Genomic DNA, 26,957 nt, shown 5'->3' with positions numbered 1-26,957 from the left:
ATCATTGGTGTTCGCACTCTCTGTAGCCGGAAACGATCTCCAGCCCGCGGGCGCAAGGTCCATTCGAGCGAAGCAATAAGAGAGAAGAAAGATCGACTACTGCGGTCGTTGCCCGAAACGGGCGACTAGGTTGACTGAGGGCAAATTCTAGGTGGACAGTCTATAACTTCGAGGCGCCGACCGCGTCAGCCGGTCGATCACTGGGGCCTGTTCTCCGATCCACTCAGCACGATGGGAGACGTATTGGACACCACCGATCTTTTATTGCGGCAGCAAGAGTATTACGACGGGCGGGCAGCGGATTGGCAGCGGTGGATCACTCGCTACATGCGCCCCGTCGAAGGGGAGATCAGCAAGCTCCTGTCGGAGCTACCACTCGATGGTCACGTGCTCGACATGGCTTGCGGGACAGGCTACTGGACAGCGCAGCTGGCCAGCCGTGCGAGCACGGTGACGGCCCTCGACGGGTCGAAGCCGATGCTGGAGCAGATCGCCCATCGCGGCCTGAGCAACGTCAACACCGTGCACGCAGACCTGTTCAACTGGAATCCGCCGACAGAGTGGGACGCGGTCTTCTTCGCGCACTGGCTCGCACACGTCCCCGAGGATCGATTCGATCGATTCTGGAGTGCTGTCGACGGCGCTTTAGCGCCGCGTGGCCATGTGATCATCATCGATGTCGCCCCCGAGGAGCAGCGCATCGAGGAACATATTCACGAACGCGAATCAATCCCGTTGACGCGGCGTCGCCTCAGAGATGGCCGCCAGTACGACGTGGTGAAGAAGTACTGGGAGCCCGAGGAGCTGATCGAGCGCATCAGGCCGCTCGGCTTCGAGGGGGCGGGAACCAAGATCGGCGCCGAGGACGGCTTCGGTTTCGTGGTGTGGGACGTTGTGAGGAGTTCTGATGACCAGTCTTGAGATCTACAACCCGCGGATGACCTACAACACCGCGGCCGTGGACTACGACACGACTTCGGTGGACTTCTGGAGCTACGCGGCCACTGAGACGGTGCAGCGCTTGGGGCTGAGCGCAGGCCAGTCGGTTCTGGACGTCGCGTGTGGGCCTGGCCCCGCTGCGCTGGCCGCCGCGCAGCAAGTGGGCGCGCAGGGCACGGTGCTCGGGGTCGACATCGCCGAAGAGATGATCGCGCTGGCGCGTGGGCATGCAGCCGAGACCGGTGCATCGCAGGCCGAGTTCGTGGTGGGCAGCATGGACGCTCTCGACGTCGGCGCCGATCGGTTCGACGCGGCGACGTGCGTGTTCGGGATCTTCTTCGCCAGCGATGTCCGGGCGAGCATCGCGGCGATGCGCGACGCAGTACGTCCGGGCGGGCAGGTCGCGGTGACCTCGCTCGGCCCGAAGTTCTTCTCCCCGCTCTACGGGCAGTTCATCGAGGCCGCTCTCGCCGAGCACCCGGGGCTCGACGTCGACGTGCCGTGGCATCGCACCGAGGACGCCGAGGTGATGCGCGCACATCTCGAAGCCGCTGGCCTCGAGCAGGTCGAGGTCGTGCACGAGGTCAGTGCGCTGCCCCTGCAGACGCCGCAGGACTGGTGGCGGATCGCGACCGGTACCGGGATCCGGCGCCTGATCATGGAGCTGGAGCCCTCGGCGGCGGAACGGGTGCAGGAGCAGAACATGGCCTGGATCCGGGAGCAGAACATCGACCACGTCGAGCTGGGCGTCATCTACTGCCGAGGCATCGTCGCCGGATAGATCGCCGGGGCCGCCGCGATCCGGTCGCGGGACGTCATAGGAACCCGCGCGGTCACGTGTCCATGTCGGCTCCGGTCGGCGCCGGTTGCGTGCTGTGTACCGATCGGGCGAGGACCACGATCGCGGCGGCCGCCGCGGCCGCGACGAACAGCGCGATCGCGGCGATGACGCCGAAGCCACCGGTGGTCGTGGCCAGCGCGGCAGCGACCAGCGGAACGAAGCTGGAGACGGTGCTGCCGAGCTGGTAGGTGGTCGAGACCGCGGAGAACCGGACCTCGGTGGGGAAACTGGTGGCCAGCAGCCCGGCGATCCCGGCATAGACGGCGCCGTGTCCGACGGTCATGGCCAGCAGGAAGGTCACCACGGCGGCGGCCAGGCTGCCGCCGGGTACCCACAGCAGGCCGGGTATCAGCGCGATCGCGGCTGCGGCGAGACCGGCGAGCATGACCGAGCGATAGCCGATGCGGTCACACAGCGTCCCGAACGCCGGGGTGCTCAGGCACTGTCCGGCGGCGGCGATCATCAGGGCGAGCAACGCGGTGCTGCGGTGCTCCCCGGTAGGGCCGGACGCGACGCTGAGCAGCCAGACCGTGAACAGGGTGACGATCGTGCCGTGCCCGAGCGCTGCGGCGCTGCCCGCGACGATCCGCCGGGGGTAGCGCCGCAGCGCAGCCAGCAGAGGATTTTCGAGGAGCTGCCCACGGGACCGGGCATGGGCGAAGGCCGGCCCGTCGTCGAGGCGGAGCCGGATGAACAGGCCGAGGCCGACCAGCAGCACCGAGACGAGGAACGGTAGCCGCCAGCCCCAGGCATAGAACTGCTCATCGGGCAGGGTCGCAGCGGCGCTGAACGCCACGGTGCCGAGGAACAGGCCGGCGGGGAAGCCCATCTGTGGCCAGCTACCGAAAAACGCCTGCCGCCCGGGTGGGGCGTGTTCCACGGCGAGCAGGACCGCGCCGCCCCACTCACCGCCGACCGCGAGGCCTTGCAGGATCCGCAGCGTGATCAGCAGGATCGGTGCCCAGATCCCGATCTGGGCGTAGGTGGGCAGCAGCCCGATCCCGACCGTTGCTGCCCCCATGAGCACGACGGTGGCCACGAGCAGGGTCTTGCGGCCGATCCGGTCGCCGAAGTGCCCGGCGACGAGTCCGCCGATCGGGCGGGCGACGAACCCGGCGGCGTAGGTGCCGAACGCGGCCAGCGTCGACGAGGTCGGGGAACTCGCGGGCAGGAACAGCGGCCCGAGTACGAGCGCGGCCGCGGTGGAGTAGAGGTAGAAGTCGTACCACTCGATCGTCGAGCCGATGGTGGAGGAGATCAGCACCCGCCGCCGCGTTGCTCCTTGGTCGGGCGAGGCTGCGGCGGGGGTGCCGGTCATTGGTCCTCCTGGTGGGTGCCCGTGTCAGCTGATGCGGGTGACCGCGGTGCTCGCTCCGGTGGCGTCGATGTCGAGGACGACCGCTCCGAGGGCGAGTGGGCCTTGGGCGAGGGTGTAGGCGGGCAGGGCGGTGTGGTCCTCGCCGCGTAGCTTCGCGACGAAGTGCATCGGGTCGAAACCGCCGCCGGTGTGTCCGAGCCGGCCGGTCATTCCCAGCTCGGCGACGTACCCGGTTCCACCGGGCAGCAGGTGCCCGCGCAGGGTCGGATCGTGGGTGTGGGTGCCGACCACGCCGGCGACCTGTCCATCGATGGCGGCGGCGAAGGACGCCTTCTCCCACGGGGACTCGCCGTGCAGGTCGATCACCACCGCACCGGGCAGGTCGTGGTCGGCGGTGATCTGGCACCAGGACGGCCACAGCGGTCTCGGCATCGGCGCAGCCATGCCGGGCAGCTCCGCCGTGGGGGAGAGCAGGTTCATCACGGTCAGCGTCGTCTGACCGCGGCGCAGGGTGAGCAGGCCCTGGCCGCGGTCCTCGTCGAGGTTGAGCGGTCGCACGACCTGCGGGTAGGAGAGGATCTTGTCGACGTCCGGGCCGTCCCAGGAGTGGTTGCCACCGGTGATCGCGTCCACGCCGGCATCGAGGAGCTGGTCGATGACTTCGACGGTCATGCCGAACCCGTCCATCGGGTTCGGGCCGGTGACCGCGCAGTTCTCGGCGTTGACCACGACCCAGTCCAGGCCGTGCTCGTCACGCAGCTGCGGGATCCGGCCTGCGAGCCAGCCCGCGGCCTCCTCGCCGACGACGTCGCCGACGCACAGCACCCGCATCGCCCCGGTACCCGGCTCCGGCCGGGCCTCGGTGGTGCTCATGCGCTGAGCTCCACAGCATGCGCCGGTCGGCGAGGGGAGCGCAGCTGCTCGGTGGCCAGGCGGGCTCCTTCGACCAGGGAGGCGAGCTTGGCCCAGGCGATCCGAGGGTGCACGGGCAGGAACGAGGCGAAGGTGGAGAAACCGCAGTCGGTGCCGGCGATGACGCGCTCGATCCCGACGCTGCGGGCGTAGCGGACGATGCGCTCGGCGACCAGCTGCGGGTGCTCGATGTAGTTGCTGCAGGTGTCGATCACTCCCGGGACGAGGATCTTGTCCGCGGGCAGCGAGTAGTCCTCGAACACCTGCCACTCGTGGGCGTGGCGAGGGTTCGCCGCCTCCATCAGCACCCCGCGGGGCCGCCCGGTCATGACAATGTCGACGATGTCGCCCAGGTCGACGTCGCGGTGGTGCGGGGACTCGTAGTTGCCCCAGCACAGGTGCATTCGCATCCGGTCCGGATCGATGCCGGCGGTGGCGGCGTTGAGGGCCTCGATGTGCCCGGCGATAGCGCGGCGGAACTCGGCCACGGTGGCGTCGGCGTACTGGGCGTGGCGGCCCATCGCCAAGTCCGGGCAGTCGATCTGCAGCACGAACCCCGCGGCGACGATGGCCTCGTACTCGGTGCGCATCGCCTCGGCCAGCGCCCCGAGATAGGCCTCGTGCGAGCCGTAGTGCTGATCGGCGAGATAGATCGCGATCACCCCCGGCGACGCCGCGGTCACCACCACCTCCGACGGCGCACCGTCGCCGGCCGAGTCCACCGCCGCACGGAGCTCCTTGAGCTCCTGGGCCAGGTCCTCGCCGCCGGTGTAGCGCACAGGCCCGGTGCACGACGGTGTCGCGGTCACCAGCCCGTCGAGAGCCTGCGCGGTGATCTCGGGGTAGTCGTCGAGGTCGGCCAGCGAGAGCGCTCCGGCTTCGCCGTCGAAGCCCGACATCCGCTCCTTCACATATGTCGCGTATCCGATCTTGCCCTGCTCGCCGTCACTGCCGACATCGATCCCGATCTCGCCCTGGCGCGCCACGACCTGCTGGGTCGCGTCCCGGATCAGCCCCGGAAGCCGAGCCAACGACTCTTCGTTCGCGGTGCCGGTCTCGCGCGCGACCATCAACTCGGCCAGCTCGCTCGGGCGCGGCAGGCTGCCCGTATGGGTGGTCAGAACGCCTTCTGCGCTGCTCGTCATCACAAGTACCAGAAGCTAGGCCCGCGCCGGAAACGTAGATCGTATGGAACCTGAACGATGGATGGAACTTCCGTCCACAACACATGGAACTTGCGAAATGTAGGGTTCTAGCTGGCTTAAGGTGGTGGCATGGCCCGCCCCGTGACGACCCGAGCCGCGCTCGATCACCGCCCCGAACCCAAGCTGGTCGGGCCGATCACCACCCGGATCCGGTCACTACGGCCCAGCCTCTCACCCACCGCCGCCCGCATCGGTGACGCCGTCCTCGCAGCTCCCGCCGAGGTCGTGGGCCTGACCGTCACCGACCTGGCCGACCGCACCGGCACCTCGGTCGGCAGCGTCGTGCGCTTCTGCCAGGACATCGACCTCAAGGGCTTCCACGACCTCAAGCTCCGCCTCGCCGCCGAAGCCGCACCGCACGCGACCGCGAGCCAGCAACCCGGTGGAGCCCCAGCGAACACCATCGAGACGGTTCTCCGGTCAGCGGTCACCGGGCTCGAGCAGCTCCCCGCCACCCTCGAACACCACACCCTTCTCCAAGTCGCGCAGGAACTACGGCGCGCCACCCGCGTGCTCGTCGCGGGGGTCGGCTCCTCCGCGCCGATCGCCATGGACGCCGGACACCGCCTGCGCACCCTCGGCGTGCACGCCGAAGTGCTGACCGACCCGCACCAGCAGCACCTGGCGGCCCGCATGCTCGGCACCGACGGCTGCTGCCTGGCCATCAGCCACACCGGACAGACCCAGGAGACCCTCACCGCGCTCCGAGCGGCGGGGGACGCCGGCGCCAGCACGATCGGGCTCACCAGCTACCACCGCTCGCCGTTCACCGAACTCTGCAACCACGCGATCGTCGCCGGCGCCACCGAGCTCCACGGCCTCGAGGCCACCGCCAGCCGCCTGGTCCACCTCGCCGTCATCGACGTCCTGGTCGCGCTCGTCACCGACCTCGACCCCACCGCGGCCGCGCAGGCCGAACAGCTCTACACCGACGCCGTCGCTGCCCACCGCGTCTAACCCAACCATCAGCCGCCCAGACGGTGTCGACGACAGTTCCGGTAATCCTGGCTCCAGAGACCAGCCGACAACCCCACCGCCCTCCTCCCGGATTCAGGCCCCTAGTCAGGACGGGTCACCTATGGTCGAGCTCATGAACAGTCAGGACGGCGGAGGCGGTCGGCGGCCGCTAGAAACCGAGCAGGACCGACAGGCCGAGCAGGTGCGGGCGCTACTCCGCGCGGCCGGATGCGCCGAATTCGGCGAGAATCACGGCGGCTTCGTCGTCGAGCCCGGCCCTGACGGGGAGCTTCTCGTGGCCTGCTCCGACGGGCCCGGGCTCGACCTGGCTGCGGAGGAACAGCACTACCGCCACCTGCTGACCACAGCCGGCTACAGCACCTCCGCCGGTCTACTCGATGACGGAAGCGGACTGCGAGTCGTGTCTCAACACTGAGCGGAATCAGGCAGCCTTGGCACGAAGGTAGCGGGATGTCTTGGTGTGACCAGCGCTGCCAAGTGCGGCTTGCGTGAGGTGAGCGGCCGTCATCAGGTACGCAGCCGCAGCCGCGCGGTCATGTCGAGGTGGACCTGGCCGTAGGGCAGCACGTGGGTCCAGAACAGCGGGGACAGGCCGCGCCGGTCGGCCGGCGACAGCGTGTTGGCCCAGTCGGGGTCGTCGAGGACGTCCTGCAGCATCAGGGTGTTCACGTAGACCAGTGCGGCCTGCAGGATCCGCAGGCAAGCCACGATCATCTCCTGCTCGTCGCGCCGGTTGGTGGCCAGGCCGCCGCCCTTACCGTAGGCGATCACCGAGTTCGCTCGGTTCCACGACTCGACCACGTTGAGCCCGGCGTTGATCTCGCGCTGCAGCTCCCGCGAGCGCAGGTAGCGGGCGACGAAGATGGTCTTCTGGGCGCGTCCGAGCTCCAGCATCGCCTGGTAGGTCGGGTGCGATGCCGCCCGGGTGAACCGGCGCAGGATCGCCTCCGTCGACGCTGTCCCGGTGCGGATCGCGGTCGCGTACTTGATCATCTGGTCGTACTGCTGGGCGACGAGGTCCCAGCGGATCGGGCGGGTCATCGCCGGCGCCAGCCGCGGGTGCCGCTCGGTCTGGCCCGGCCCGGCCCGATAGAGGCGGACCCGGTTGATCTGCTTGATGCGCGGCAGCAGCTCGAACCCCAGCAGGCGCGTCACGCCGAACCCGATCTCGGACTGGCCGTGGGAGTCCACGTAGTTGCCCTCGACCTGCATGGTGGTGCCGTGTCGGACAGCGCCCTCGACCATCGCGGCGACCTCGCTGGCGGTGCAGGAGATCAGCTGGGAGTGCACGGCCATCGAGTCCCGCTCGACGTGCCAGTAGATCAACACCCCGCGGCCGCCGTAGCGGGAGTGCCACTGAGTGAGCAGATTTTGGTCCAGCGCCGCGACGTGGGTGGAATCTGAGGCCACGGTGGTCGACCCGCCACCCCAGATCGCCTCGCGGCGGGCGCGGAAGGTCGCATCAGCGATCGCGACCGCGATCTCCCGCGCAGCGTCGAGGTTGAGATAGCGGCGGCGCACGTAGCGTAGATCCTCCTCGCTGTGCGGGTGTCGCCCGGCGGCAACGGCGCGTAGCCCGGTGTTCGTGCCGTACCCGTAGATGGCCAGGACCAGCCGCTCGGCCAGCACCTCCGGCGAGATCCCGGTGCGGCCGGTGCGGCCGGTGACCGAGGTGAGGCAGCCGGTGCGCAGGACGGTTTCCTTGAGCATGTCCACCAGCGGCACGGCGCCCCACCGCCGCGCCACCTCGGCCTTGAGCCTGCGCAACCCGGTCGGCTCCGGGACCGCGTCGAGCGGGGTCAGCCGGATCGCTCCGGACGCCCGCTCGGCCACCTCCAGCCAGCCCAGGCCAGGCAACGCCTCGTCAAGACCATCGAGCTCGTCGGTCAGCTCGTCGCGGACCTCGTCGATGAACGCGGTCGGGTCCAGGGGCTTGCGCAGTTCCCGGTAGTGCTCGACCCGGTGGAGGTCGAAGTCGGCAGGGAGGTCGGCGTCGGGATTGCGCCACCGCGCGGCGCCGGCGACCCAGATGTCCTTGCATCGAAGCCGCTCGCGCAGCACCTGGAAGGTGGCGATCTCATACGCCATGCGCACAGCCCGGCGCCGTCCGCGGGTGTCGGCGCGCCACACCAGCGGCTCCCAGTCCCCGCCCAGCCCCGCGTGCAGTGGGACAGTCTCGTCGGTCGGGTAGTAGGAGCGGTTCCCCGACACCGCATGACGCCCGATCAGCTCCAGTGCGTCCAGCACCGGGCGGTGGGTGTTCGACGAGCGGAACTCCAACACGTCGAGCAGCCGGATCAGGCCGCGCCGGTAGTGGTTGGTGTACGAGGCGCGCAACGTCGTCCGAACCGTGCGCTGATACACCGGCCCCTTGGTCTTGTACTCGTGGACCAGCTCGCGCAGCGTCTGCTCCCCACCCGACACCGCCGGGAACACGACCTCACGGACCGCCTCGTCGGGGTGTGCCAGGGCCGCGTCGGCGATCGAGAACAAGATGTTCTCCTTGCCGGTGACCCGCTTGAACGCGTTCACCAGCTCCTCGGTCACTTTCCGCTCGGCTCGCGCCCCGATGCGGTGCACCGTGGCGATCAGTAGGTCCACCAGTGCGTCGGTGACTTCCCGGTGGCGGGTGTGCAACAGCGCGGCCAGCAGCGTCACCGTCTTCTCAGGGCGGTGCGCGCGCAGATGCGACGGGGACTCCATCATCGCCTGGGCGCGCCATCCGGCCAGGATCTTCGGGGCGACGTCGTCGAACAGTCCCTCCGGGAGCCCGACCTGGCGGATCGCGGTCAGCTTGTCGATCTCGGTGAGCATGCTCTCCAAGCTCACTGCGCCCGGCTCGCTGCGGATCAGCCCGAGCAGCTCCGAACCCACCAGACCCGCGGTGTCGCCGCCGTCCGGCTCGTGTGCGCCCGGCTGCGTACCCAGCTCGGCGGCGGTGTCGAGGCCGGGGTCGGTGTCGGTGTCGGTGTCGGTGTCGTCCAACTCGGCCACCGCTGCCAGCCTGCGCACCCGGGCGGTCTCCACCGCGGACAGCCGGCTCGCGACGCGGTCGAACAGTCCCTCCTCCGCCCGGTACAACGCCGCGGCGACGATCCGCCCGACCCGCGCCGGCGCCGGCGGCTCGACCCGCTCGTCCCGGCAGCGCCCGATCAACGCCTCACGCACCAGTTCCGGGCGCCGCTCGGCCGACGCGACCTGCTCGGTCAACCAGTCGGTGAGCTTCTCGGCGTCATCCACCGAGCATTCCCGGAACCCCAGCACCCGGCGCACCTCGGCACGATGTGCCTTGATCGTGCGGCCTGACCAGTCGTAGAACCCCAGCTCCGAGGCCGGGACCCCAACCTGGCCGGCGACGAACTCCACCACCTGATCGCCCAGCTCCGAGCGGCCCGACGGGAACCGGCCCGCGCGCACGAAGAACTTCAACAACAGCGCGAACCCCAGCCGGGTCGCGCCGAACTTGTTGCGCAGCAACGCCACCTCGTCGGGCAGCAACGTGAAGTGCTCGACCAGCTCGTCGAGCTCCAGGACCCGGGCCACACACGCCTCCACCCAAAACCGGCCCCGACCAGCAAGAACGCACGATAGCGTGTGATCATCACCGGGCTACTTCGCCCCTGGTGACACCGTCCTTAACGACACCCCAGGTCGACGGGCAGCGCGTCTTCCACGGTGGCGACACGATGTTCCACGGCTACTGGTGGCTCATCGCGCGACGGTTCAGCCCTTTCGACGCGGTGCTCCTGCCTGCCAACGGCGCGGTGGTCGACGCACCGCACCTGCAGCCGCCGAGCCCGCTGCCCGCCGCGATGGACCCGAGGCAGGCCGCGGCCGTCGCGGAGATCCTCGATGCCCGCTACGCCGTGCCGATGCACTACGAGGCGGAGCAGCCGGACAAGATCGCGGGCTATGTCGAGGTCGCCGACCCGGCGGATGAGTTCCGGAGGCATGCCGGACAGCGCGCGCACGTCCTGGCGGTCGGGGAATGGCTGGACCTGGGCGCGTGAACAGAGGGTTCGCCGCTCCCTTCCGGTGTCAATGAAACATTGACGCCTTCAGATCGTCAATCGAAGATTGACGATCAACGACGGCTCAGACGCCGGCGCCGCCGCCGGGTGGGGCCGGCGCTCAGCCGTCCGCCGACTCCAGCAGCCGGCACAGGGCGACGAGCCGCGAGCGCAGGGGCGCGGCCCTGCGGGCGAACCCCGCCTGGGCGCGGGCGTACTCGGCGCGTCCGGCGGGGGTCTCGATCTGGACCGGGGCGTATCCGAGGTCGGCGAGGTCGTACGGGCTCGCGCGCATGTCGAGCTCGCGGACGTCGACGGCGAGCTCGAAGCAGTCGGCCAGCAGGCCGGCAGGAGTGGCGGGGGAGAGCTTGTAGGCCCACTTGTAGAGGTCCATGGTGGCGTGCAGGCACCCCGGCTGCTCGTGGGCGATCTGCTCGGACCGGGCGGGTTGCAGCGCGTTCAGCGGGCGCGCGGCGTCGGTGAAGAAGCGGAAGGCGTCGTGGTGCGTGCAGTGCACGGGCAGCGAATCGACCACGGCGTCGGTGCCGGCGGACCCGAGCCGCAGCGGCACCTGGCCGTGCCGGGGCGCGTCGCTGCGGTACACCATCGCCCACTCGTGCAGGCCGAAGCAGCCCAGCCGCGGCGGGCGGGCGGCCGTGGCCACGAGGAGGTCATGCACGAACCGCGCCGTGCGTGAGATCCGCTCAGGCAGGGCATCGGGGTCGAGGCGGACGCCGGCGCCGTGGCGGACGTGCCCGGGTACGTCGAGCAGTTCCTCCGCGCCCAGGAGCACGACGCCGGGCCCGGGCAGCCACTGCTCGAGGCGCGCGGGCCGCAGCGAGTAGTAGGTGAACAGGAAGTCGAGCACGGGGTGCGGCTCGCCGCGGCGGCGGCGTTCGCGGTGCGGGTCGGTCCAGCGCCCGACGCGGTCGCGATGGGCGGCGGCTCGCGCGCGCCACGTCGGCTCGTCGAGCACCACGGGATCGCGGTCGAGCTCGGTGGTCACGGCAGGCCAGGCTACCGAGGCTCTCGAGCGCGACACACGTACACCCAGGCCCCGACTCGCGGGGTTGGGGCACCGCCCCCCCCGCGAGTCGGGGCCTGGGCGCGGACGTGTCGCGGGCTCGTGCCGTTCAGCCGCGGTCCTGGGCGTGGGTGGCGTCGCGGACCTCGCCGACGTAGGTCTCCAGGAGGTCCTCCATCGCCACCAGACCGACCGTCTCGCCGCGGGAGCCGACAGCCCGGCCCAGGTGGGCGCGGGCGCGGCGCAACACCGCCAGCGCCTCGTCGAGCCGCACCGACGTGGGCACCTCCGGCAGCCGGCGCACCCGCGGGGCCGGCACCGCGGCGTCCGGGTCGTCGACGAGATCGAGGATGTCCTTGACGTGCAGGTAGCCGGCCAGCCCACCGGCGGGCGCCTGCACCGGGAACCGGGAGAAGCCGGTCTCGGAGACGGCGCGCGCCACGTCCCCGACGGTGGGCTCGACGGGGAGCGTGACGAGCTCCCGCGTCGGCACGAGCACATCGGCGACCGTGGCCTCGGCGGAGCTGAGGGTGCGGGTGAGGCGGCGGGACTCGTCGTCGGCGAGCAGCCCCTCGCGGCCGGACTCGGCGATGAGGTCGGCGAGCTCGCCGGAGGTGAACGACGCCTCCAGCTCGTCGCGCGGTTCCACCCCGACCAGCCGCAGCACGCCGTTGGCCATGACGTTGAACAGCTCGATCAGCGGGCGCATGACCGTGGTGAAGACGAGGAAGGGGGGCACCAGCCAGATCGCGGTGCGTTCCGGCCCGGCGATCGCGATGTTCTTGGGCACCATCTCGCCGAGCAGGATGTGCGCGACCACGACGATCGCGAGGGAGATCGCGAAGGCGATCGGGTGCAGCGCCGCCTCGGGCAGCCCGGCCCAGCCCAGCGGGTACTCGATCAGGTGGGCGACGGCGGGCTCGCCGAGCCGGCCCAGCAGCAGCGAGCTGATCGTGATGCCGAGCTGGGACGCCGCGAGCATGCGGGACAGGTCGGCGTGGGCGCCGAGCACCTTCCCCGCGGCGGCAACGCCCTCGGCGGCCATCGCCTCCAACCGGTCGCGGCGCGCCGAGATCAGCGCGAACTCGGCGCCCACGAAGAACGCGTTGGCGCCCAGCAGCGCGATCGCGGCGAGCAGGGCCAGCAGGTCACCCACGAGCGGCCTCCTCCCGGTCGGTCACCGGCTCCTCGTCACCGGGGCGGGCCAGCCGCAGCTCGGCGACACGGTTGCGGTCCCGGCGCATCACCGTGAGCTGCCAGCCGTCGACGGCCAGTTCCTCGCCCACGTCGGGGATGCGCCCGAGCCGGGCGAGGACGAGGCCTGCGAGCGTCTCGTACTCGCCGTCGGGGATCTCGAAGCCGGTGGCGTCGACGACCTCGTCGGCCCGCAGCAGGCCCGACACGAGCCAGCTCCCACGCCCGAGCGGGCGCACCCTGGCCTGCTCGGCCCGGTCGTGCTCGTCGCGGACGTCACCCACGATCTCCTCGACGAGGTCCTCGAGGGTGACGATCCCGGCGGTGCCGCCGTACTCGTCGACGACCACGGCGAGCTGGAGCCCGGAGCTGCGCAGCCGGGTGAGCAGCTCGTCGCCGTCCAGCGACGCGGGCACGGTCGGCACCTGCTGGACGAGGTCGCGGACGACGGCGGTGGCGCGCTGCGCGGGTTCCACCCCGAACGCCTGCTTGACGTGCACGACCCCCAGCACCGCGTCGGGGTCGCGGTCGTGCACGGGAAAGCGGGAGAACCCGCTGCGCCGGGCGAGGGCCACCAGGTCGACGACGGTCTCGTCGGCGTCGAGCGACTCCACCCGCACCCGCGGGGTCATCAGGTCCTCGGCCACCCGGTCGGTGAACCGCAGGGAGCGGTCCAGCAGCGTGGCGGTGCCGGCGTCGAGCGTGCCGTGCTGGGCGCTCGTGCGGACCAGGGAGGTGAGCTCACGGGCCGAGCGTGCCGAGCGCAGCTCCTCCGCGGGCTCGACACCGAGGCGGCGGACCACCGTGTTGGCCGAGCGGTTGAGCGCGTCGATGAGCCACCGGAAGGCGTGGGCGAAGCCGCTCTGCAGCCAGACGACGGCGCGGGCGGTGCGCATCGGGTCGGCGATGGCGAGGTTCTTGGGCACGAGCTCGCCGAACACCATCGACAGCGTCGTGGCCAGCAGCAGCGACAGCACGGTGGCCGTGCCGGCGGCCAGGGCGGGGGAGAGCCCGATCGCGGCGAGGCCCGGCCGGAACAGCGTGGCGATGGCCGGTTCGGCGATGTAGCCGGTGACGAGCGTGGTGACGGTGATGCCGAGCTGGCTGCCCGACAGCTGGAACGACAGACCGCGGTGGGCGCGCTGGACGGTGCGCGCGCGCCGGTCGCCGACCTCGCTGACGTGGGCGTCCACCTGGCTGCGTTCCAGCGCGGTGAGCGCGAACTCCGACGCCACGGAGATGGCGGTACCCAGGGTGAGCGCGGCCACGGCGAGCAGGCCGAGGACCGAGAGCAGGACGCTCATGCGTGCCCCCGGGGCGGGACATGGCGGGGGGCGGGAAGCCGGGTCGGGCCCGGCCGGCTACTGCAGCCCGGTTCGGCAGGGCATGCGGTGGGCACGACGTGCTCCTCCTCGAGGGAAGGCCACAGTCTAGAACGGCGCCCGAACGGGCACTCCGTGGAGTCGCGCCGGTCACGTCTCGGCGCGGTCGAGGCGACCCGGGACATAGGTTGACCGGTCATGAACGGCACTCGCACTGGTGCGCCGCTGGTCTCGTCGCAGGATTCGTCGCGCGAGTCCTCGGGGGAATCGTCGTCGCCGTTCGTCGACTTCGACCGGGACGCGTGGGCGCGCCTGGGCGAGAACACCCCGCTGCCGCTGACGGCGGAGGAGCTCGACCGGGTCCGCAGCCTCGGCGACGAGGTGGACCTGGACGAGGTGCGGCAGGTGTACCTGCCGCTGTCGCGGCTGCTGACCCTGCACGTGCAGGAGGGCGGGCGGCTCTACCGGGCCTACCGCACGTTCCTCGGCGCCACCACGGTCCGCACGCCGTTCGTGATCGGTATCGCGGGTTCGGTGTCGGTGGGCAAGTCCACGACCGCGCGCCTGATGAAGCTGCTGCTGGCGCGGTGGCCGCAGCACCCGCGCGTGGAGCTCGTGACGACCGACGGGTTCCTGCACCCGAACGCCGAGCTGGAGCGGCGCGGGCTGATGACCCGCAAGGGCTTCCCGGAGTCCTACGACCGGCGCGACCTGCTGCGGTTCGTCACGGAGGTGAAGGCGGGGCGCGCCGAGGTGTCGGCCCCCGTGTACTCGCACCTCGTCTACGACATCGTGCCCGGGGAGCGCTCCACGATCCACCGCCCGGACATCCTGCTGCTCGAGGGCCTGAACGTCCTGCAGCCCGCCCAGCCGGCGCGCGAGGGCGGGCCCGCGCTCGCGGTGTCGGACTTCATCGACTTCTCGGTGTACGTCGACGCCGCCACGGAGGACATCCGCCGCTGGTACGTCGAACGGTTCCTGCGGCTGCGCGAGACCGCGTTCCGCGACCCGGAGTCGTACTTCCGCCGTTACGCCGCGCTGGACGAGGCCGGCGCGATCGCGCGCGCGGAGAGCATCTGGGCGGAGATCAACGGGCCCAACCTGGAACGCAACATCCTTCCGACGCGCGGGCGCGCGAGCCTCGTTCTGCGCAAGGGTCCCAAGCACGACGTGACGGGGATCCGGCTGCGGAAGGTGTGAGCGGAGCTTGCGCAGCGAACAGACAGCGCCGACGCGCGCGCCGCACCCCACCTGGCACGATGTCCCGATGACCCGCACCGGACCCGTGGAGATCGACGAGCAGACCCAGCTCGCCGCCCGGCTGCGGCTCGTGGTCGGCAGGCTGCACCGCCGCATCCGCATCGACGGCCGCGAGTCGGTACCGCCGCTGCAGCTGTCCGCGCTGGTGACCGTGGAGCAGCACGGGCCGCTGCGGCTCTCCGAGCTGGCGCGGCGGGAGGCCGTGTCGGCACCGACGATGAGCCGCGTCCTCACCGCGCTCGACGAGCAGGGGCTCGTGATCCGCACGCCCGACCCGAACGACGCCCGTGGCGTGCAGATCGTGCTCTCCGAGGCGGGCGCCGCCCGGTTGGCCGAGGTCCGCAGCCACCGCACCGCGCTCGTGGCGCGCCGCCTGGGCCGGCTCGACGACGAGGAGCGCCGCCGGATCGTCGAGGCGCTGCCCGCGCTCGAGGCCCTCCTCGTCGACGAGGACTGACCGCGTCGACGAGGACTGACCGCGTCAGTCGGGCAGGTCGAAGCCGAGGGCCGGCCCAGTGGCTGATCCAACGACGGGTCGACACGGCGCGTCGGATGCTCGAGACCACCGGCCTGACCGTCGAGGAGATCGCCGACGCCGCAGGCTTCGGCAGCGCGACCCTGCTCCGGAAGCACCTGCACGCCGCGGTCGGAGTCTCTCCCGGCTCGTACCGCAGGACCTTCACCGTGCCGGCCGGGGCCGGCCACGACCGCCGTCCGATTCGCGGTCTTGCCGGCTAGGCGGGCTCGCCGTCGACCAGCACCGTCAGCTCGTCGTGCAGGAAGCTGAGCCGCCCCGCGATGCGTGCCGACTCGGGCAGCGGGTCGTCGTAGGCCCAGACCGCGTCGGTGAGCTCGCGGCCGTCGGGCAGGCGCACGTTCCAGTAGCGCGCCTCGCCCTTGTAGGGGCAGTGGGTGCGGGTGGCGGTGGGTTCCAGCGGCACGCGCACGTCGTCGGGGGCGAGGTACCAGCGCGCAGGCAGCCCCGTCTCGTTCAGCACGAGTGGCGCGTGCGACTGCGCCACGACGGTGTCACCGGCGAGTACCTGCACGTGCCGGCTGGTGGGGCGCACGTCCACCCGGGTATAGGGGTCGGTGAGGTGGGCGAAGACCTGCTCGTCCTCGTCGAACCACGCGTCGGCGGCCGACCAGTACAGCGCGGCGTAGCCGGACAGCCAGCGCGCGTCGGGAAGCGGGTCGGGGTAGGCCCACAGCGCGTTCTCGGCAGCCCGGTCGCCCACCTGCAGCGTGCGGTAGGTGGCATCGCCCTTGAACGGGCAGTGCGTCGTGTGCGCGGTGGGCACGAACAGCGACGCGTCGATGTCCTCCTCCGGCACGTAGAGCTGCGGGAGCAGCGCGGTCTCGTGCACGAGCACGCCGCGGCGGGTGTCCAGCACGGTGCGGCCGGCGAACTCGGCCCGCACCCGGCGCGGGAACGGGTGCATGAGCAGCTTGTGGGCCGGGCCGTCGATCCGGTAGTTCACCGTGGCGGGGGCGTGCGAGGACAGCGGCCCGTGGGTGCGGGTGAGAGCCATGCCACTGGCAACGCCGCACCGGCGCCCGCATTCCCCCGTTCGCCTCCTCAGGAAATCCCGTGCACCACCTCGACGGCCACGCTCAGCTCCTGCGTCCCGGGCTCGACCGGCACGGCCTGCCGCGCGTCGGCCGCCTCCGCGCGGTAGGGCACGGGCTGGGATCCGGGCAGCTCCACGATGGAGCGGATCGGCCCCAGGTCCACGCCGGCCGCCTGCGCCAGCTGCTCGGCCTGGGCGATCGCCTGGCGCACGGCGTCGGCGCGGGCCGCGGTCTTGGCGGCGGTCTCGTCGGCGACCGAGAAGCTGATGTCCTGCACGCGCACCGCGTCCCCGGCGGCCGCGGCGGCGGCGTCGATGAGCGCTCCCGCGCCGGCGACGTCGTGCAGCGTGGCCGTCACCTGGTTCGTCACCTCGTAGCCGGTGATCCGGTCGCTCTCGGGTGCGCGGCTGGGCTGGATCGCGAGCCGGCTGGTGCGGATGTCGGCACGGGCGACCCCGGCGCCTTCCAGGACCCCGAGCACCGCGCTCGCCCGCTCCGAGTTGGCGGCGAGGGCACCGGCGGCGTTCGCGTCGCGAGTCTCCACGCCCAGGACGACGGTGGCGGTGTCCGGGGTCGCCGTGGCCACCCCCGTGCCGCGCGCGGTGATGCCCGCCGCCTCGGGTGCCCCCGGCGGGGCCGCGGCGGCGCTGGAGCAGCCGGTCAGCGCCAGGGCGCCGGCGGCGAGGAGCAGGACGGCGGAGGTGACGCGGTGCATGGTGGATCTCCGTTCGGCGTGCGGTCGTCCCCAGGACGGGGCGCGCACCGGATCCGGTTGCACGCCACGGCTGTCCGTACGTCGCCTGCATGCCGCGGTGCGGACGTCCCGGGGGTGCCATAGTGGAACCGACACTTCCCGGCGCTGCGCCGGGGAGGCGAAGGGAGGGGGAGCAGGGCGTGGACGCGCTGACGGCGCTCGTCGCCGGCCTCGTCGCGAGCCTGCGCACCGGGCTGGCCGCGGACGTCTGCCCGGGCGGCTGGCCGTGGGCGGTGTCGGCGTTCGGTGTGGCGGTCGGGCTGCTGCCCGCCGCCGGTGCGGTCGGCGTGGCGTTGATGCGGAAGCGGATCGGTTCCCGCTACGGGGCCGGGGAATCGGTGTTGCTCGCCCTGACCGGGCTGGTGAGCGCCGGGCTGCTGCCGCTGGTGGCGTTCACCGCCACCGGCCGGGTCTTCCGGGCCGCTGCGCTCGGGCGCGACGTCCCCGGGCTCACCGCCGCCCAGGTCACCGACCTCGGCGCGCAGTCCTGTGCCGCGGGCTCCCAGTCGGCCTACCTCGGCGGGTACACCGTCGCCGCGGCCTTCGACCCGTCCGACCCGCTGCGCTTCGGTCTCGCCGTCGTGCTGCTCGTCGGGTTCCCGCTGGTGGCGGCGCTGTTCGTGGCGGCGCAGGCCCGGCTGGCGCTGCGTCGGGGGCCGAGCTGGCCCGCCAAGTTCTTCTGGCTGCCGGCCCTGGCCCTCACCCTGCTCACCACCGACACCCCGGCCGGTTCGTCCGGGCACCTGTGGGTCGGTGTCGCCACCGGCGCGTTCCTCGGGATCGCCGCGGTCTTCATGGTGGGTGCCCCGTCGCGGGAGGTCGTGCGCCGTTCGCTGGCGGCGCCGGCGCCACCCCGCACGCCGGCGCGCCGTCCCGAGCCGGCCCGCCGCCCGCTGCTGCGCCGGGAGCCGGCGCCGTCGGTGCCCGCGCCGCGGGTGGGCTCCCCACCCCCGCCGCCGGCACGGCGCGCCTGGTCCGACCGGATGGTCGAGCGGTTCGCGGCCCGCAGCCCGGAGCCGCCGGTGGTGCCGCAGCCCCGGGCGGTCGCGCCCGCGCTCGCCCCGCAGCCCGGGCCGCTACCCCCGCGTCCGCAGCCACCCGGGCCGCGGCGTCCCACGCTCGTCGCCCCCGCCCCGCCGTTCGCCGCTGCTCCCGCTCCCGGTGCCGCCCGCTTCCGGCTGGTCCGCAGGCTGGGTTCCGGCGGATTCGGCCGGGTCTGGCTCGCCCACGACGCCCGCCTGGGCCACCCGGTCGCGCTCAAGGCCGCGCACGCCCCCGACACCGAGACCGAGGAACGCATCCGCCGGGAGGCGAACGCGCTGGCCGCGGTGCGCCACCCGCACTGCGTGCGCATCCACGACCTGGTCCCGGCCTCGAGCGATCCCGGCCTGCGCGAGCTCGAGGGCATGGTCATCGTGATGGAGTACGTGGAGGGCGCCTCGCTCGGCGAGCTGGTGCGCGCCCGCGGCATGCTCGACGACGTCGCCGCCGCCCGCGTCTGGTCCGGTATCGCCGGCGCGCTGGACGCGGCGCACGCCCGCAGCGTGATGCACCGCGACGTCAAGCCGGGCAACGTCGTGGTCGACCAGGCCGGGCTCGCACACCTGATCGATTTCGGGATCGCCCGGCGCACCGGCGACTCCACGATGACGATGGCCGGCTTCGTGCTCGGCACCCCGGATTTCCTCGCCCCCGAGGTGGCCTGCGGCGAGCGGGCCACGCCCGCGTCGGACGCCTGGCAGCTCGGTGCCACGATCTCCTACGCCCTCACCGGCCACCCGCCCCGCGGTGGGCATCCCGACGCGGTGTCCGGGCTGCGTGCGGCGGCGGTCGGCGCGCCGCTGACGCGCCTGCCGCAGGGATCGGCGCACCTGGCCCTGCTGCGGGCCGCGATGGACACCGACCCGCGCCGCCGCCCGTCGCTGCGCACCGTGCAGGGCGCGCTCGACGACTGGCTGCGTCGGGCCGGGATGCGGCCCGACGGGCCGGTGACAGCCGGCGCCCGCGCTGCCCGGTGACCCGAGCTCTCCCCACGGAGGCGCCCGCCTCCCGCAGGGGCCGCATCCTCGGGGTGGACGCGGCGCGGGCGGTGGCGCTCGTCGGGATGTTCGCCACGCACATCTTCGCGCTGCGCGTCGACGGGCAGGAGACCCTCACCGCACAGGTCGCGTCCGGGCGGGCCTCGGCGCTGTTCGCCGTGCTCGCCGGGGTCGGGGTCGCGCTCTCCACCGGAGGCACCCGGCGGCCGGACGGCGGACTGGCGCACCTGAGCGCGGCGGCCGGGCTGCTGGTCCGCGGCGTGCTGGTCGGCGCGCTCGGCCTGACGTTGGTGGCGCTCGACCCGCCGGTCGCGGTGATCCTGGCCTACTACGGGTTGCTGTTCGTGGTGGCCACGCCCCTGTTGCGGCTGCCGGTGGCGGTGCTCGCCGCGGGTGCGGTGCTCGCGTGCGCCGTCACGCCGGTGGTGAGCCAGTGGGTGCGGGCCGGCCTGCCCGACGGCTACCCGGACCAGCCCGGGTGGTCGGCGCCGGCCGACCCGGGCGCGCTGCTGGTCACGCTCGGGCTCACCGGCTCCTACCCGGTGCTGACCTGGACGACGTACCTGCTCGCCGGCATGGCGGTCGGTCGGCTCGACCTGGGCCGGACGTGGGTGGCGGCCGCGCTGTTCGCGGGCGGAACAGCGCTCGCGGTCGCCGCGCACGCCGTGTCGGCGCTGCTGCTCGGGGCAGGCGGCGCCGCGGCACTGGGAGGGGAGGTGACGCGGCGGCACCACGGCAGCACCCCCGTCGACTCCTGGTGGTGGCTCGCCGTGGACAGCCCGCACTCGGGCACCCCGCTCGACCTCGCCGCCACCGTCGGCAGCGCCCTGGCCGTGCTGGGCGCGATGCTGCTGCTGGCCCGCGTCGCGCGCCCGCTGGTGCTGGTGCCCGCGGCCGTCGGTGCGGCCCCGTTGACGCTGTACACGCTGCACGTGATCGCGGTGACGGTGCACCCGGGCCGCGGTCCCGACGACACGGTGGTGTGGGTGGGCAACGTGCTCGGCGCCACGCTCGTCGGCGTCCTGCTGTGGCGCGCGGGTGCGCGCGGGCCGTTGGAGACGGTGCTGGCGGCGGCCGGCCGGGCCGCCCGACGAGCCGTCGGGGGACCCTAGCGCGGCGGGAGCGGGTGATCGGGCGGCACGCTGGGCCCGCGCCTGGTCATGCCGATCGGAGCGCTGACGGACACGGGGGCGGTCGGCCGGTGCCCCTGGAGCGCGGCCCGCGCCTGGTAGTGCCGGTCGGAGAGCTGGTACACACCGGAGTGGTCGAAGGAGTCGGAGTCGAGGTAGTCGTCGAAGCTCGAGTTGGAGATCTCGAGGTTGCCCACGACGGAGCGGAGCGCGTCCGGCACGGCCACGCGGAACGTCCGGCCGGGCTCCTCGACGACGTCGACCAGCAACAGCGAACGCCCGACGGAGGAGAACGTGCGGTCGTCGGCGACGACGAGCACCGGATGGACGCTGCCGCCGGGAACCAGCGCCACCAGTTCCGGCACGGACAGGCCCTGGTGAGCGGGATCGGCGATGGCGGTGACGCGGTCGTCGCCGATCTCGTCCAGTAGTGCCCGCCACGCCGCGTCGTCGGTGAAGTCGGTGCGCAGGAGCGGCGGCAGGTCGGTCTCGGGCAACCCTGTGGTGGGCACGTGTCCTCCGGTGACGAGAAGATCGGCAGGCTACCAATGCCCCCGGGCGGACCGGCTCGTCATCGGGTTCGGCCGGTCACCCCGGCCCGAGCAGCTCCCGGGCCCGGGCGGCGGCGTGCCCGACCAGGCCGGCGAGGGCGTCCGGCGGCAGGCCCGGGGCCGCGGGGAACACCGGGACGGCGGCCCTACCCGGTGGGTCGAGGGGGCCGGGCAGCGCACCGGCGACGGACACGTGCGCCGCGGCCGCGGGCACCGGCCGGTCCACGTCCCGGACAGCGGGTGCCTCCGGTGCGCTCGGCCCGGTCTCCAGCAGCTCCAGCAGCTCCTCGGCGCCGCGCCCGCGCAGCAGGAGCAGCACGAACGGGTCGTCGTCGAGCAGCCACGCCGCCTGGTGGCACAGGGCCGCCGCGTGCTGGCAGGGATCGCCGATGTCCGGGCAGTCGCACTCGGACTCCAGGTCGCCGATCGTGGGCAGCAGCGCGACGTCGGCGGCGTCGGCCGAGCGCACGAGCGAGCGCGGCACCTCCCGGTCGAGCAGGGCGGCGAGGTGGCCCGCCTCGGCGCGGACCTGGTCGGCGAACCGCTCCCACTCCGCCCCGGTCAGCTCGGCGAGGTGCACGACGACGTCGTAGCTGCCGTCCGGGTCGTCGACGGTGGCGGCGATCCGCCCGGGTGACACGGTGATCGGCCCGATCCGGCCGCTGCCGGCGAACCTCCGACCCCGCCGCAGCAGCGTCGCGTCCAGGGCGGCGTCCTCCATCGCGGCGACGAAGGCGCGCGCCCACCAGGACCGTCCGCGTCGGCCCGGGCGCGGCGGGAACGCGGGGAAGCCCCGCGCCGCCCTCACGCGTTCTCCCGCAACGCGACGAGGTCGGCCAGCTCGGCGTCGGTGAGCTCGGTGAGCGCGCCCTCGCCGCCGGAGAGCACGGAATCGGCCAATGCGCGCTTGGACTCCAGCAGCCTGGCGATGCGGTCCTCCACGGTGCCCTCGCTGATGAGCCGGTGCACCTGCACCGGCCGGGTCTGCCCGATCCGGTAGGCCCGGTCGGTGGCCTGCTCCTCGACTGCGGGGTTCCACCAGCGGTCGAAGTGCACGACGTGGTCGGCGCGGGTGAGGTTCAGCCCTGTGCCCGCGGCGCGCAGCGACAGCAGGAACACCGGCACCTCGCCGCGCTGGAACCGCTCCACCATCGCCTCCCGTTCGGGCACCGGGGTGCCGCCGTGCAGGAACGCCACGCCCGTACCGCGGGCCCGCAGGTGCCACTCGAGCAGCCGCCCCATCGCCACGTACTGGGTGAACACCAGCGCGGCGCCGTCCTCGGCGAGGATGGTGTCGAGCAGCTCGTCGAGCAGCTCCAGCTTCCCCGAGCGGCCGGCGAGCACCGGCTCGGCCTCCTTCGCGTAGAGCGCGGGGTGGTCGCAGATCTGCTTGAGCGCGGTGAGCAGCGCGAGGACCAGGCCGCGGCGTGACATGCCGTCGGCGCGGGCGATGCGGGCCATCGTCTCGGCGACCGTGGCCTCGTACAGGCCTGCCTGCTCCCGGGTGAGCCCGACGGCGCGATCGGTCACGGTCTTGCGCGGCAGCTCGGGTGCGATGCCGGGGTCGGACTTGCGCCGCCGCAACAGGAACGGCGCCAGCAGCCGCGCGAACCGCTCGGCGATCCGCGGGTCGCCCCCCTCGGCGATCGGGTCGGCCCACCGGGCCCGGAACTGGCCGAGCGTGCCCAGCAGACCCGGTGTGGTCCAGTCGAGGATCGACCACAGCTCGACGAGGTCGTTCTCCACCGGCGTGCCGGTGAGCGCCACCCGCGCGGCCGACGGGACGCGACGCAGTGCGAGCGCCGTGCTCGACGCCGGGTTCTTCACGTGCTGTGCCTCGTCGGCGACCACCAGGCCCCACCCGTGCGCCGCGAGCGCGGCGACGTCCAGGCGCATCGTCGCGTAGGTGGTGAGGACGAACCCGTCGTGGGCCGGCAGCTCCCGGCCGGCGCCGTGGTAGCGGTCCACCGTCACTCCCGGCGCGAACCGCGTGATCTCCCGCTCCCAGTTGCCCAGCAGCGACGCCGGGCACACGACGAGCGTCGGCCCGGCACGAAGCGCGCTGCGGCGCAGGTGCAGCGCGATCACGGTGATGGTCTTGCCCAGTCCCATGTCGTCGGCCAGGCACGCGCCGAGCCCGAGCGAGGTCATCCGGTCCAGCCAGCCCAGGCCGCGCAGCTGGTAGTCGCGCAGCACGGCGGCCAGCCCGTCCGGGGCCGCGAGCGGTGCGGGCGGTGCCGCGATGCGTTCCTGCAGCTCCTGCAGCCAGCCGGTGGTGACGACCGGGACCGGCGTACCGCCGTCGTCGACCTGGCCGGTGAGCGCCGCGCCCAGCGCCGCGATCCGGCTGACGGGGCCGAGGGTGCGGTTGCGGGCCCGTTCCCGGCTCCCCGGGTCGACGAGCACCCACTCGTCGCGCAGCCGCACGACCGGTCGGTGGCTCGCGGCCAGCTCGGCCATCTCCTGCGCCGAGAGCGGGTCGCCGCGCAGGGCGAGCTCCCAGTCCAGCTGCAGCGGTTCCCCTCCCGGATCGAACGTGGCGGGCCCCGCTCCCCGCCCGGCCACGGCGTGGGCCGAGACCTCCGGGCGCAGGTCGCGCGGCCAGTGCACGGCCACGCCCGCCGCGGCGAGCCGGCCGGCACCGTCACCGAGCAGGTCGGCCACGTCGGTGTCGGTGAGCTCCAACTCGTCGGGGACGGCCTGTCCCAGCAGCTGCTGCAGCGGATCCCAGAACCGTGCGGCCCGCCGCACCGCGAGCAGCGCGTCGATGCGCCCCCGTGGCCCGAATCCGGTCGCTGCGCCGCTCCAGACGCCGGCGAGGTCGGCCACGCGGGTCGGGTCGTCGAGCGCGTGCAGCTGCACGACGGCGCGGAACCGGGTGGCCTGGGCGTCCACCTCGATCCGCAGGGACAGCCGCACCCCGGCGTCGACGCCCGCGGCAACCTCGTCGGCCCAGTCCCGCAACTGCGGCACCGGATGCGGGTCCGGCGCGGCGAACACCGGCGTGCCGACGGCGTCAGGCGCCTCGGCGGAGCGCGGCAGCACGTCGGCCACGGCGTCGAGGAAGGCCCGCAGCAGCGGTGCCGCCGCGGGCAGCGTCGGCGGTTCCACCCCCGGCACCGGGACGGCGCGCGCGGAGGGCGGCATCGCGGCGGCGAGGGCGTGCAGCCGGTCGGCGTCCCCGGCGTCGAGCGGGCCGACCCGCCACGCGTCGTAGCCGGCGGGCGAGACGCCGGGCAGCAGCCTGCCCCGGGCCACGAGGTGCACCGCGAACCGGGCGGCCTCGGCCCAGAACGCCACGGGCCCGGGTGTGGCGGCGCCGCAGGCGAGCAGCGCCGGCAGCACCTGCGCCACCGGTATCCGGCGCACCGGCAGGGTCTTCGCCGTGTCCCCGGGTGGTGGGACGACGTCGGCGGTGCCCGGCGTGCCGAGGCCCGGCAGCTGGTCGCCGGTCAGCAGCAGCCCGCCGGCACGTGGTGGGTCGGCGGGGCTGAAGACGGCCGGCTCGCCGTCCCGGCCACCGGTGTCGGCCGGGGCCGGGGCGGGTGGGGTCACAGTCATCGAACTCCCGAGCGGTAGCGGTCAAGATCCGCAGTATCGGTTGTACAGGGTTGCCAGCACGACGGTTCAGCGCGCCGACGCCGCGCCGACGTGGCGCGCGAGGTGCTGCCCGGTGAACGAGACGGACGACTGCACCAGCTCGCGGGGCGGGCCCTCGAACACCACCTGCCCGCCGTCGTCGCCGCCGTCCGGACCGAGATCGATCACCCAGTCGGCGTGCGCGATCACATCCAGGTTGTGCTCGACGACGACCACCGAGCTGCCCCCGTCCACCAGGCGGTCCAGCAGCGCCAGCAGGTGCCCGCAGTCGGACATGTGCAGGCCCGTGGTGGGCTCGTCCAGCACGTACAGGTTGCCCTCCTCGTGCAGGCGCCCTGCCAGCTTGAGCCGCTGGCACTCGCCGCCGGACAGCGTGGACAGCGGCTGGCCGAGCGTCAGGTAGCCGAGCCCGACGTCGACGACGGCCTGCAGGCGGCGCCGGATGTCGCGGGCGGTGAAGAAGTCGCACGCCTGCGCCGCGGTCATGTCCAGCGCATCCGAGATCGACTTCCCGTCGACGGTGAGGGCCAGTACCTCCTCTGTGTAGCGGCGGCCGTGGCAGTCGGTGCAGGTGGAGCGCACGCCGTCGAGGAACGCCAGGTCGGTGTGGAGCACGCCCAGGCCGTTGCAGGTGGGGCAGGCGCCCGCGGAGTTGAAGCTGAACAGCGCCGGCTTCACGCCCGTGGCCTTCGCGTAGAGCTTGCGGATCGGATCCATGACCCCGGTCCAGGTGGCCGGCGTGGACCGGATCGAGGTCGACACCGCACTCTGGTCGACGACGATGGCCTCCGGGTGCTGGGGCACCAGCACCTCACGCACCAGGGTGCTCTTCCCCGAGCCCGCGACGCCGGTGAGCGCGACGAGCACGCCGAGCGGCACGTCCACGTCGAACCCGCGCAGGTTGTTCGCCGTGGCGTCCGCCAGGTGCAGCTGCGCGGTGGGTGGGCGCGGCTGATCCCGCAGCGTGATCGGCCGGTGCAGGAACTCCCCGGTGAGCGTGCCCGCGGTGGCGAGGCCGGCGACGTCGCCCTCGTAGACCACCCGGCCGCCCTCGGTGCCCGCGCGCGGGCCGAGCTCCACGACGTGGTCGGCGGCGGTGATCACGTCGGTGTCGTGCTCGACGACCAGCACGGTGTTGCCCTTGTCGCGCAGGCGCGACAGCAGCGCGTTCATCCGCCCGACGTCGCGCGGGTGCAGTCCGATCGTCGGCTCGTCGAAGACGTACATCACGTCGACCAGCGACGAGCCGAGGTGGCGGACCATCTTGGTCCGCTGCGACTCACCGCCGGACAGCGTGGAGGTCTCCCGGTCCAGCGTGAGGTAGCCCAGCCCCATGTCGATGAGCGCGCCGACGCGCGCGGTGGCCTCGGAGACCAGCGGGGCGACCTCGGCGTCGGACAACGTCGGCAGCAGCGCGTGCACCGCGTGCAGGTCCATCGCCGTCACCGCGGGCAGCGGGTGCCCGCCGACGGTGGCCGTGCGCGCCGCCTCGTTCAACCGGGTGCCGCCGCAGTTCGGGCAGCGCACCGAGGTGGTGAAGCGGGCGACGGTCTCCCGCTTGCGCTCGGAGCTGCCCGAGTCGGCGTCGGCGCGGATGTAGAGGCGCTCGAACTTCGCCTCGACGCCCTCGAAGTCCATCTTGAGCGCCTTGCGGCCCGGCTCGGTGAGCGTGACCTTCTCGTCGGCGCCCCACAGCAGCAGCTGCCACTCGGCGTCGGTGTAGTCGCGCAGCGGCTTGTCGTTGTCGAACTTCCCGGACTGTGCCCAGACGTGCCAGTACCAGGAGTCGACGGCGAAGTCGCGGTGCAGGACCGCGCCCTCGTTCAGCGACCTGTCCATGTCGAACATCGCGCTGTGGTCGAGCTGCACCTTCCGGCCGATGCCCCGGCAGGCGGGGCACATGCCCTGTGGTTCGTTGAACGAGAACGCGTAGCCGTACCCGACGTGCGGGCTGCTGCGCCGCGACCACAGCAGGCGCAGCAGCGGGTTGATGTCGGTGACCGTGCCCAGGGTGGAGCGGGCGCCGCCGCCGAGCCGCTTCTGGTCCACGACGATCGCCGTGGACAGGCCCTCGATGAGGTCGGCGTCGGGTTGGCCGAGCTTGGGCAGGAACCCGCGCACGAACGCCGAGAACGTCTCGTTGAGCTGCCGCTGCGCCTCCGCCGCGATCGTGTCGAACACCAGCGACGACTTGCCGGACCCGGAAACGCCGACGAACGCGGTGATCTGGCGCTTCGGCACCCGGAGCGTCACGTCGCGCAGGTTGTTCTCGCGCGCGCCGACGACGGAGAGGTATTCGGTCATGCAG

Annotated in this window: 23 protein-coding genes; 10 read left to right on the top strand and 13 right to left on the bottom strand. The window is 72.8% G+C overall.

Going from position 1 to position 26,957, the window contains the following annotated elements:
• The first annotated feature begins 231 nt into the window (after window positions 1–231).
• On the top strand, window positions 232–921 hold the full coding sequence (locus CFP66_RS30230; protein WP_010234882.1) for a trans-aconitate 2-methyltransferase: 690 nt from the start codon (window positions 232–234) through the stop codon (window positions 919–921).
• Window positions 908–1,720 (top strand): class I SAM-dependent methyltransferase, encoded by an 813-nt coding sequence (locus CFP66_RS30225; RefSeq protein ID WP_010234885.1) that lies wholly within the window; start codon window positions 908–910, stop codon window positions 1,718–1,720. The genes CFP66_RS30230 and CFP66_RS30225 overlap by 14 nt, the downstream gene beginning before the upstream one ends.
• A gap of 52 nt (window positions 1,721–1,772) precedes the next feature.
• Here the strand turns inward: CFP66_RS30225 and CFP66_RS30220 are convergent, their stop codons facing one another.
• From CFP66_RS30220 to CFP66_RS30210, 3 genes are read right to left on the bottom strand one after another with little or no spacing between them, the layout of a single operon-like run.
• The gene (locus CFP66_RS30220; RefSeq protein WP_075315380.1) at window positions 1,773–3,098 is read right to left on the bottom strand and encodes an MFS transporter; all 1,326 of its coding nucleotides are present in this window, start codon (window positions 3,096–3,098) and stop codon (window positions 1,773–1,775) included.
• A gap of 24 nt (window positions 3,099–3,122) precedes the next feature.
• Window positions 3,123–3,971 carry a YmdB family metallophosphoesterase gene (locus tag CFP66_RS30215; protein ID WP_094928609.1) on the bottom strand — a complete coding sequence of 283 codons (849 nt, stop codon included), beginning with the start codon at window positions 3,969–3,971 and terminating at the stop codon, window positions 3,123–3,125.
• Window positions 3,968–5,155, bottom strand: coding sequence for a cobalamin-independent methionine synthase II family protein (locus CFP66_RS30210; protein ID WP_050802454.1), 1,188 nt, complete (start codon window positions 5,153–5,155; stop codon window positions 3,968–3,970). The genes CFP66_RS30215 and CFP66_RS30210 overlap by 4 nt, the downstream gene beginning before the upstream one ends.
• Window positions 5,156–5,284: 129 nt before the next feature.
• Here CFP66_RS30210 and CFP66_RS30205 point away from each other — a divergent pair, with 129 nt between their 5' ends.
• Both CFP66_RS30205 and CFP66_RS30200 read left to right on the top strand, forming a co-directional pair.
• Window positions 5,285–6,172, top strand: a complete 888-nt coding sequence (locus CFP66_RS30205; protein ID WP_010234896.1) for a MurR/RpiR family transcriptional regulator — start codon at window positions 5,285–5,287, stop codon at window positions 6,170–6,172.
• A 133-nt stretch (window positions 6,173–6,305) separates the two neighbouring features.
• Window positions 6,306–6,608 carry a hypothetical protein gene (locus CFP66_RS30200; RefSeq protein ID WP_143517423.1) on the top strand — a complete coding sequence of 101 codons (303 nt, stop codon included), beginning with the start codon at window positions 6,306–6,308 and terminating at the stop codon, window positions 6,606–6,608.
• 92 nt (window positions 6,609–6,700) lie between these two features.
• On the opposite strand, the gene CFP66_RS30195 is transcribed toward CFP66_RS30200, so the two are convergent.
• Window positions 6,701–9,736 (bottom strand): Tn3 family transposase, encoded by a 3,036-nt coding sequence (locus CFP66_RS30195; RefSeq protein WP_010234902.1) that lies wholly within the window; start codon window positions 9,734–9,736, stop codon window positions 6,701–6,703.
• 80 nt (window positions 9,737–9,816) lie between these two features.
• Between CFP66_RS30195 and CFP66_RS30190 the strand changes: the two genes are divergently transcribed.
• Window positions 9,817–10,203: an MBL fold metallo-hydrolase gene (locus CFP66_RS30190; RefSeq protein WP_233159830.1), complete on the top strand. Its 387-nt coding sequence runs from the start codon at window positions 9,817–9,819 to the stop codon at window positions 10,201–10,203.
• 121 nt (window positions 10,204–10,324) lie between these two features.
• Here the strand turns inward: CFP66_RS30190 and CFP66_RS30185 are convergent, their stop codons facing one another.
• From CFP66_RS30185 to CFP66_RS30175, 3 genes are all read right to left on the bottom strand, one after another.
• The gene (locus CFP66_RS30185) at window positions 10,325–11,209 is read right to left on the bottom strand and encodes a 3-methyladenine DNA glycosylase (protein WP_094928607.1); all 885 of its coding nucleotides are present in this window, start codon (window positions 11,207–11,209) and stop codon (window positions 10,325–10,327) included.
• Window positions 11,210–11,336: 127 nt separating this feature from the next.
• Complete coding sequence (locus CFP66_RS30180) at window positions 11,337–12,383, bottom strand: hemolysin family protein (protein WP_094928606.1); 1,047 nt, start codon at window positions 12,381–12,383, stop codon at window positions 11,337–11,339.
• Window positions 12,376–13,725: a hemolysin family protein gene (locus CFP66_RS30175; RefSeq protein ID WP_094928605.1), complete on the bottom strand. Its 1,350-nt coding sequence runs from the start codon at window positions 13,723–13,725 to the stop codon at window positions 12,376–12,378. The genes CFP66_RS30180 and CFP66_RS30175 overlap by 8 nt, the downstream gene beginning before the upstream one ends.
• A gap of 216 nt (window positions 13,726–13,941) precedes the next feature.
• Between CFP66_RS30175 and coaA the strand changes: the two genes are divergently transcribed.
• The 3 genes from coaA to CFP66_RS30160 all read left to right on the top strand — a co-directional run bounded on the left by coaA (window position 13,942) and on the right by CFP66_RS30160 (window position 15,741).
• Entirely contained in the window at window positions 13,942–14,943 is a 1,002-nt protein-coding gene (gene coaA, locus CFP66_RS30170; RefSeq protein WP_094928604.1) for a type I pantothenate kinase, read from the top strand.
• A 67-nt stretch (window positions 14,944–15,010) separates the two neighbouring features.
• Window positions 15,011–15,460: a MarR family winged helix-turn-helix transcriptional regulator gene (locus tag CFP66_RS30165; RefSeq protein ID WP_094928603.1), complete on the top strand. Its 450-nt coding sequence runs from the start codon at window positions 15,011–15,013 to the stop codon at window positions 15,458–15,460.
• Window positions 15,457–15,741 (top strand): helix-turn-helix domain-containing protein, encoded by a 285-nt coding sequence (locus tag CFP66_RS30160; RefSeq protein WP_094928602.1) that lies wholly within the window; start codon window positions 15,457–15,459, stop codon window positions 15,739–15,741. Before CFP66_RS30165 ends, CFP66_RS30160 begins: the two co-directional genes overlap by 4 nt.
• Here the strand turns inward: CFP66_RS30160 and CFP66_RS30155 are convergent.
• Together CFP66_RS30155 and CFP66_RS30150 are read right to left on the bottom strand one after the other, a co-directional pair.
• A complete protein-coding gene (locus tag CFP66_RS30155) occupies window positions 15,738–16,535 on the bottom strand; it encodes a DUF427 domain-containing protein (RefSeq protein ID WP_094928601.1) in 798 nt (265 codons plus the stop codon). The two genes, CFP66_RS30160 and CFP66_RS30155, sit on opposite strands and share 4 nt — an antisense overlap.
• A 47-nt stretch (window positions 16,536–16,582) precedes the next feature.
• Entirely contained in the window at window positions 16,583–17,290 is a 708-nt protein-coding gene (locus tag CFP66_RS30150; RefSeq protein WP_094928600.1) for an SIMPL domain-containing protein, read from the bottom strand.
• A gap of 179 nt (window positions 17,291–17,469) precedes the next feature.
• Between CFP66_RS30150 and CFP66_RS30145 the strand changes: the two genes are divergently transcribed.
• A complete protein-coding gene (locus CFP66_RS30145) occupies window positions 17,470–19,347 on the top strand; it encodes a serine/threonine-protein kinase (protein ID WP_233159828.1) in 1,878 nt (625 codons plus the stop codon).
• Complete coding sequence (locus CFP66_RS30140; protein ID WP_198961757.1) at window positions 19,344–20,480, top strand: heparan-alpha-glucosaminide N-acetyltransferase domain-containing protein; 1,137 nt, start codon at window positions 19,344–19,346, stop codon at window positions 20,478–20,480. Before CFP66_RS30145 ends, CFP66_RS30140 begins: the two co-directional genes overlap by 4 nt.
• On the opposite strand, the gene CFP66_RS30135 is transcribed toward CFP66_RS30140, so the two are convergent.
• The 4 genes from CFP66_RS30135 to CFP66_RS30120 form a co-directional block, all read right to left on the bottom strand.
• Window positions 20,477–21,010 carry a hypothetical protein gene (locus tag CFP66_RS30135; RefSeq protein WP_094928598.1) on the bottom strand — a complete coding sequence of 178 codons (534 nt, stop codon included), beginning with the start codon at window positions 21,008–21,010 and terminating at the stop codon, window positions 20,477–20,479. The genes CFP66_RS30140 and CFP66_RS30135 overlap by 4 nt on opposite strands.
• 76 nt (window positions 21,011–21,086) lie before the next feature.
• The gene (locus tag CFP66_RS30130; RefSeq protein WP_094928597.1) at window positions 21,087–21,857 is read right to left on the bottom strand and encodes an SWIM zinc finger family protein; all 771 of its coding nucleotides are present in this window, start codon (window positions 21,855–21,857) and stop codon (window positions 21,087–21,089) included.
• Window positions 21,854–24,610, bottom strand: coding sequence for a DEAD/DEAH box helicase (locus CFP66_RS30125; RefSeq protein ID WP_094928596.1), 2,757 nt, complete (start codon window positions 24,608–24,610; stop codon window positions 21,854–21,856). Before CFP66_RS30125 ends, CFP66_RS30130 begins: the two co-directional genes overlap by 4 nt.
• A gap of 66 nt (window positions 24,611–24,676) precedes the next feature.
• The gene (locus CFP66_RS30120; RefSeq protein ID WP_094928595.1) at window positions 24,677–26,953 is read right to left on the bottom strand and encodes an excinuclease ABC subunit UvrA; all 2,277 of its coding nucleotides are present in this window, start codon (window positions 26,951–26,953) and stop codon (window positions 24,677–24,679) included.
• Window positions 26,954–26,957 lie beyond the last annotated feature (4 nt).

The sequence above is a fragment of the Pseudonocardia sp. MH-G8 genome (genome assembly GCF_002262885.1).
GTDB lineage: Bacteria > Actinomycetota > Actinomycetes > Mycobacteriales > Pseudonocardiaceae > Pseudonocardia.
This window is presented reverse-complemented; position numbering and strand designations above follow the sequence as displayed.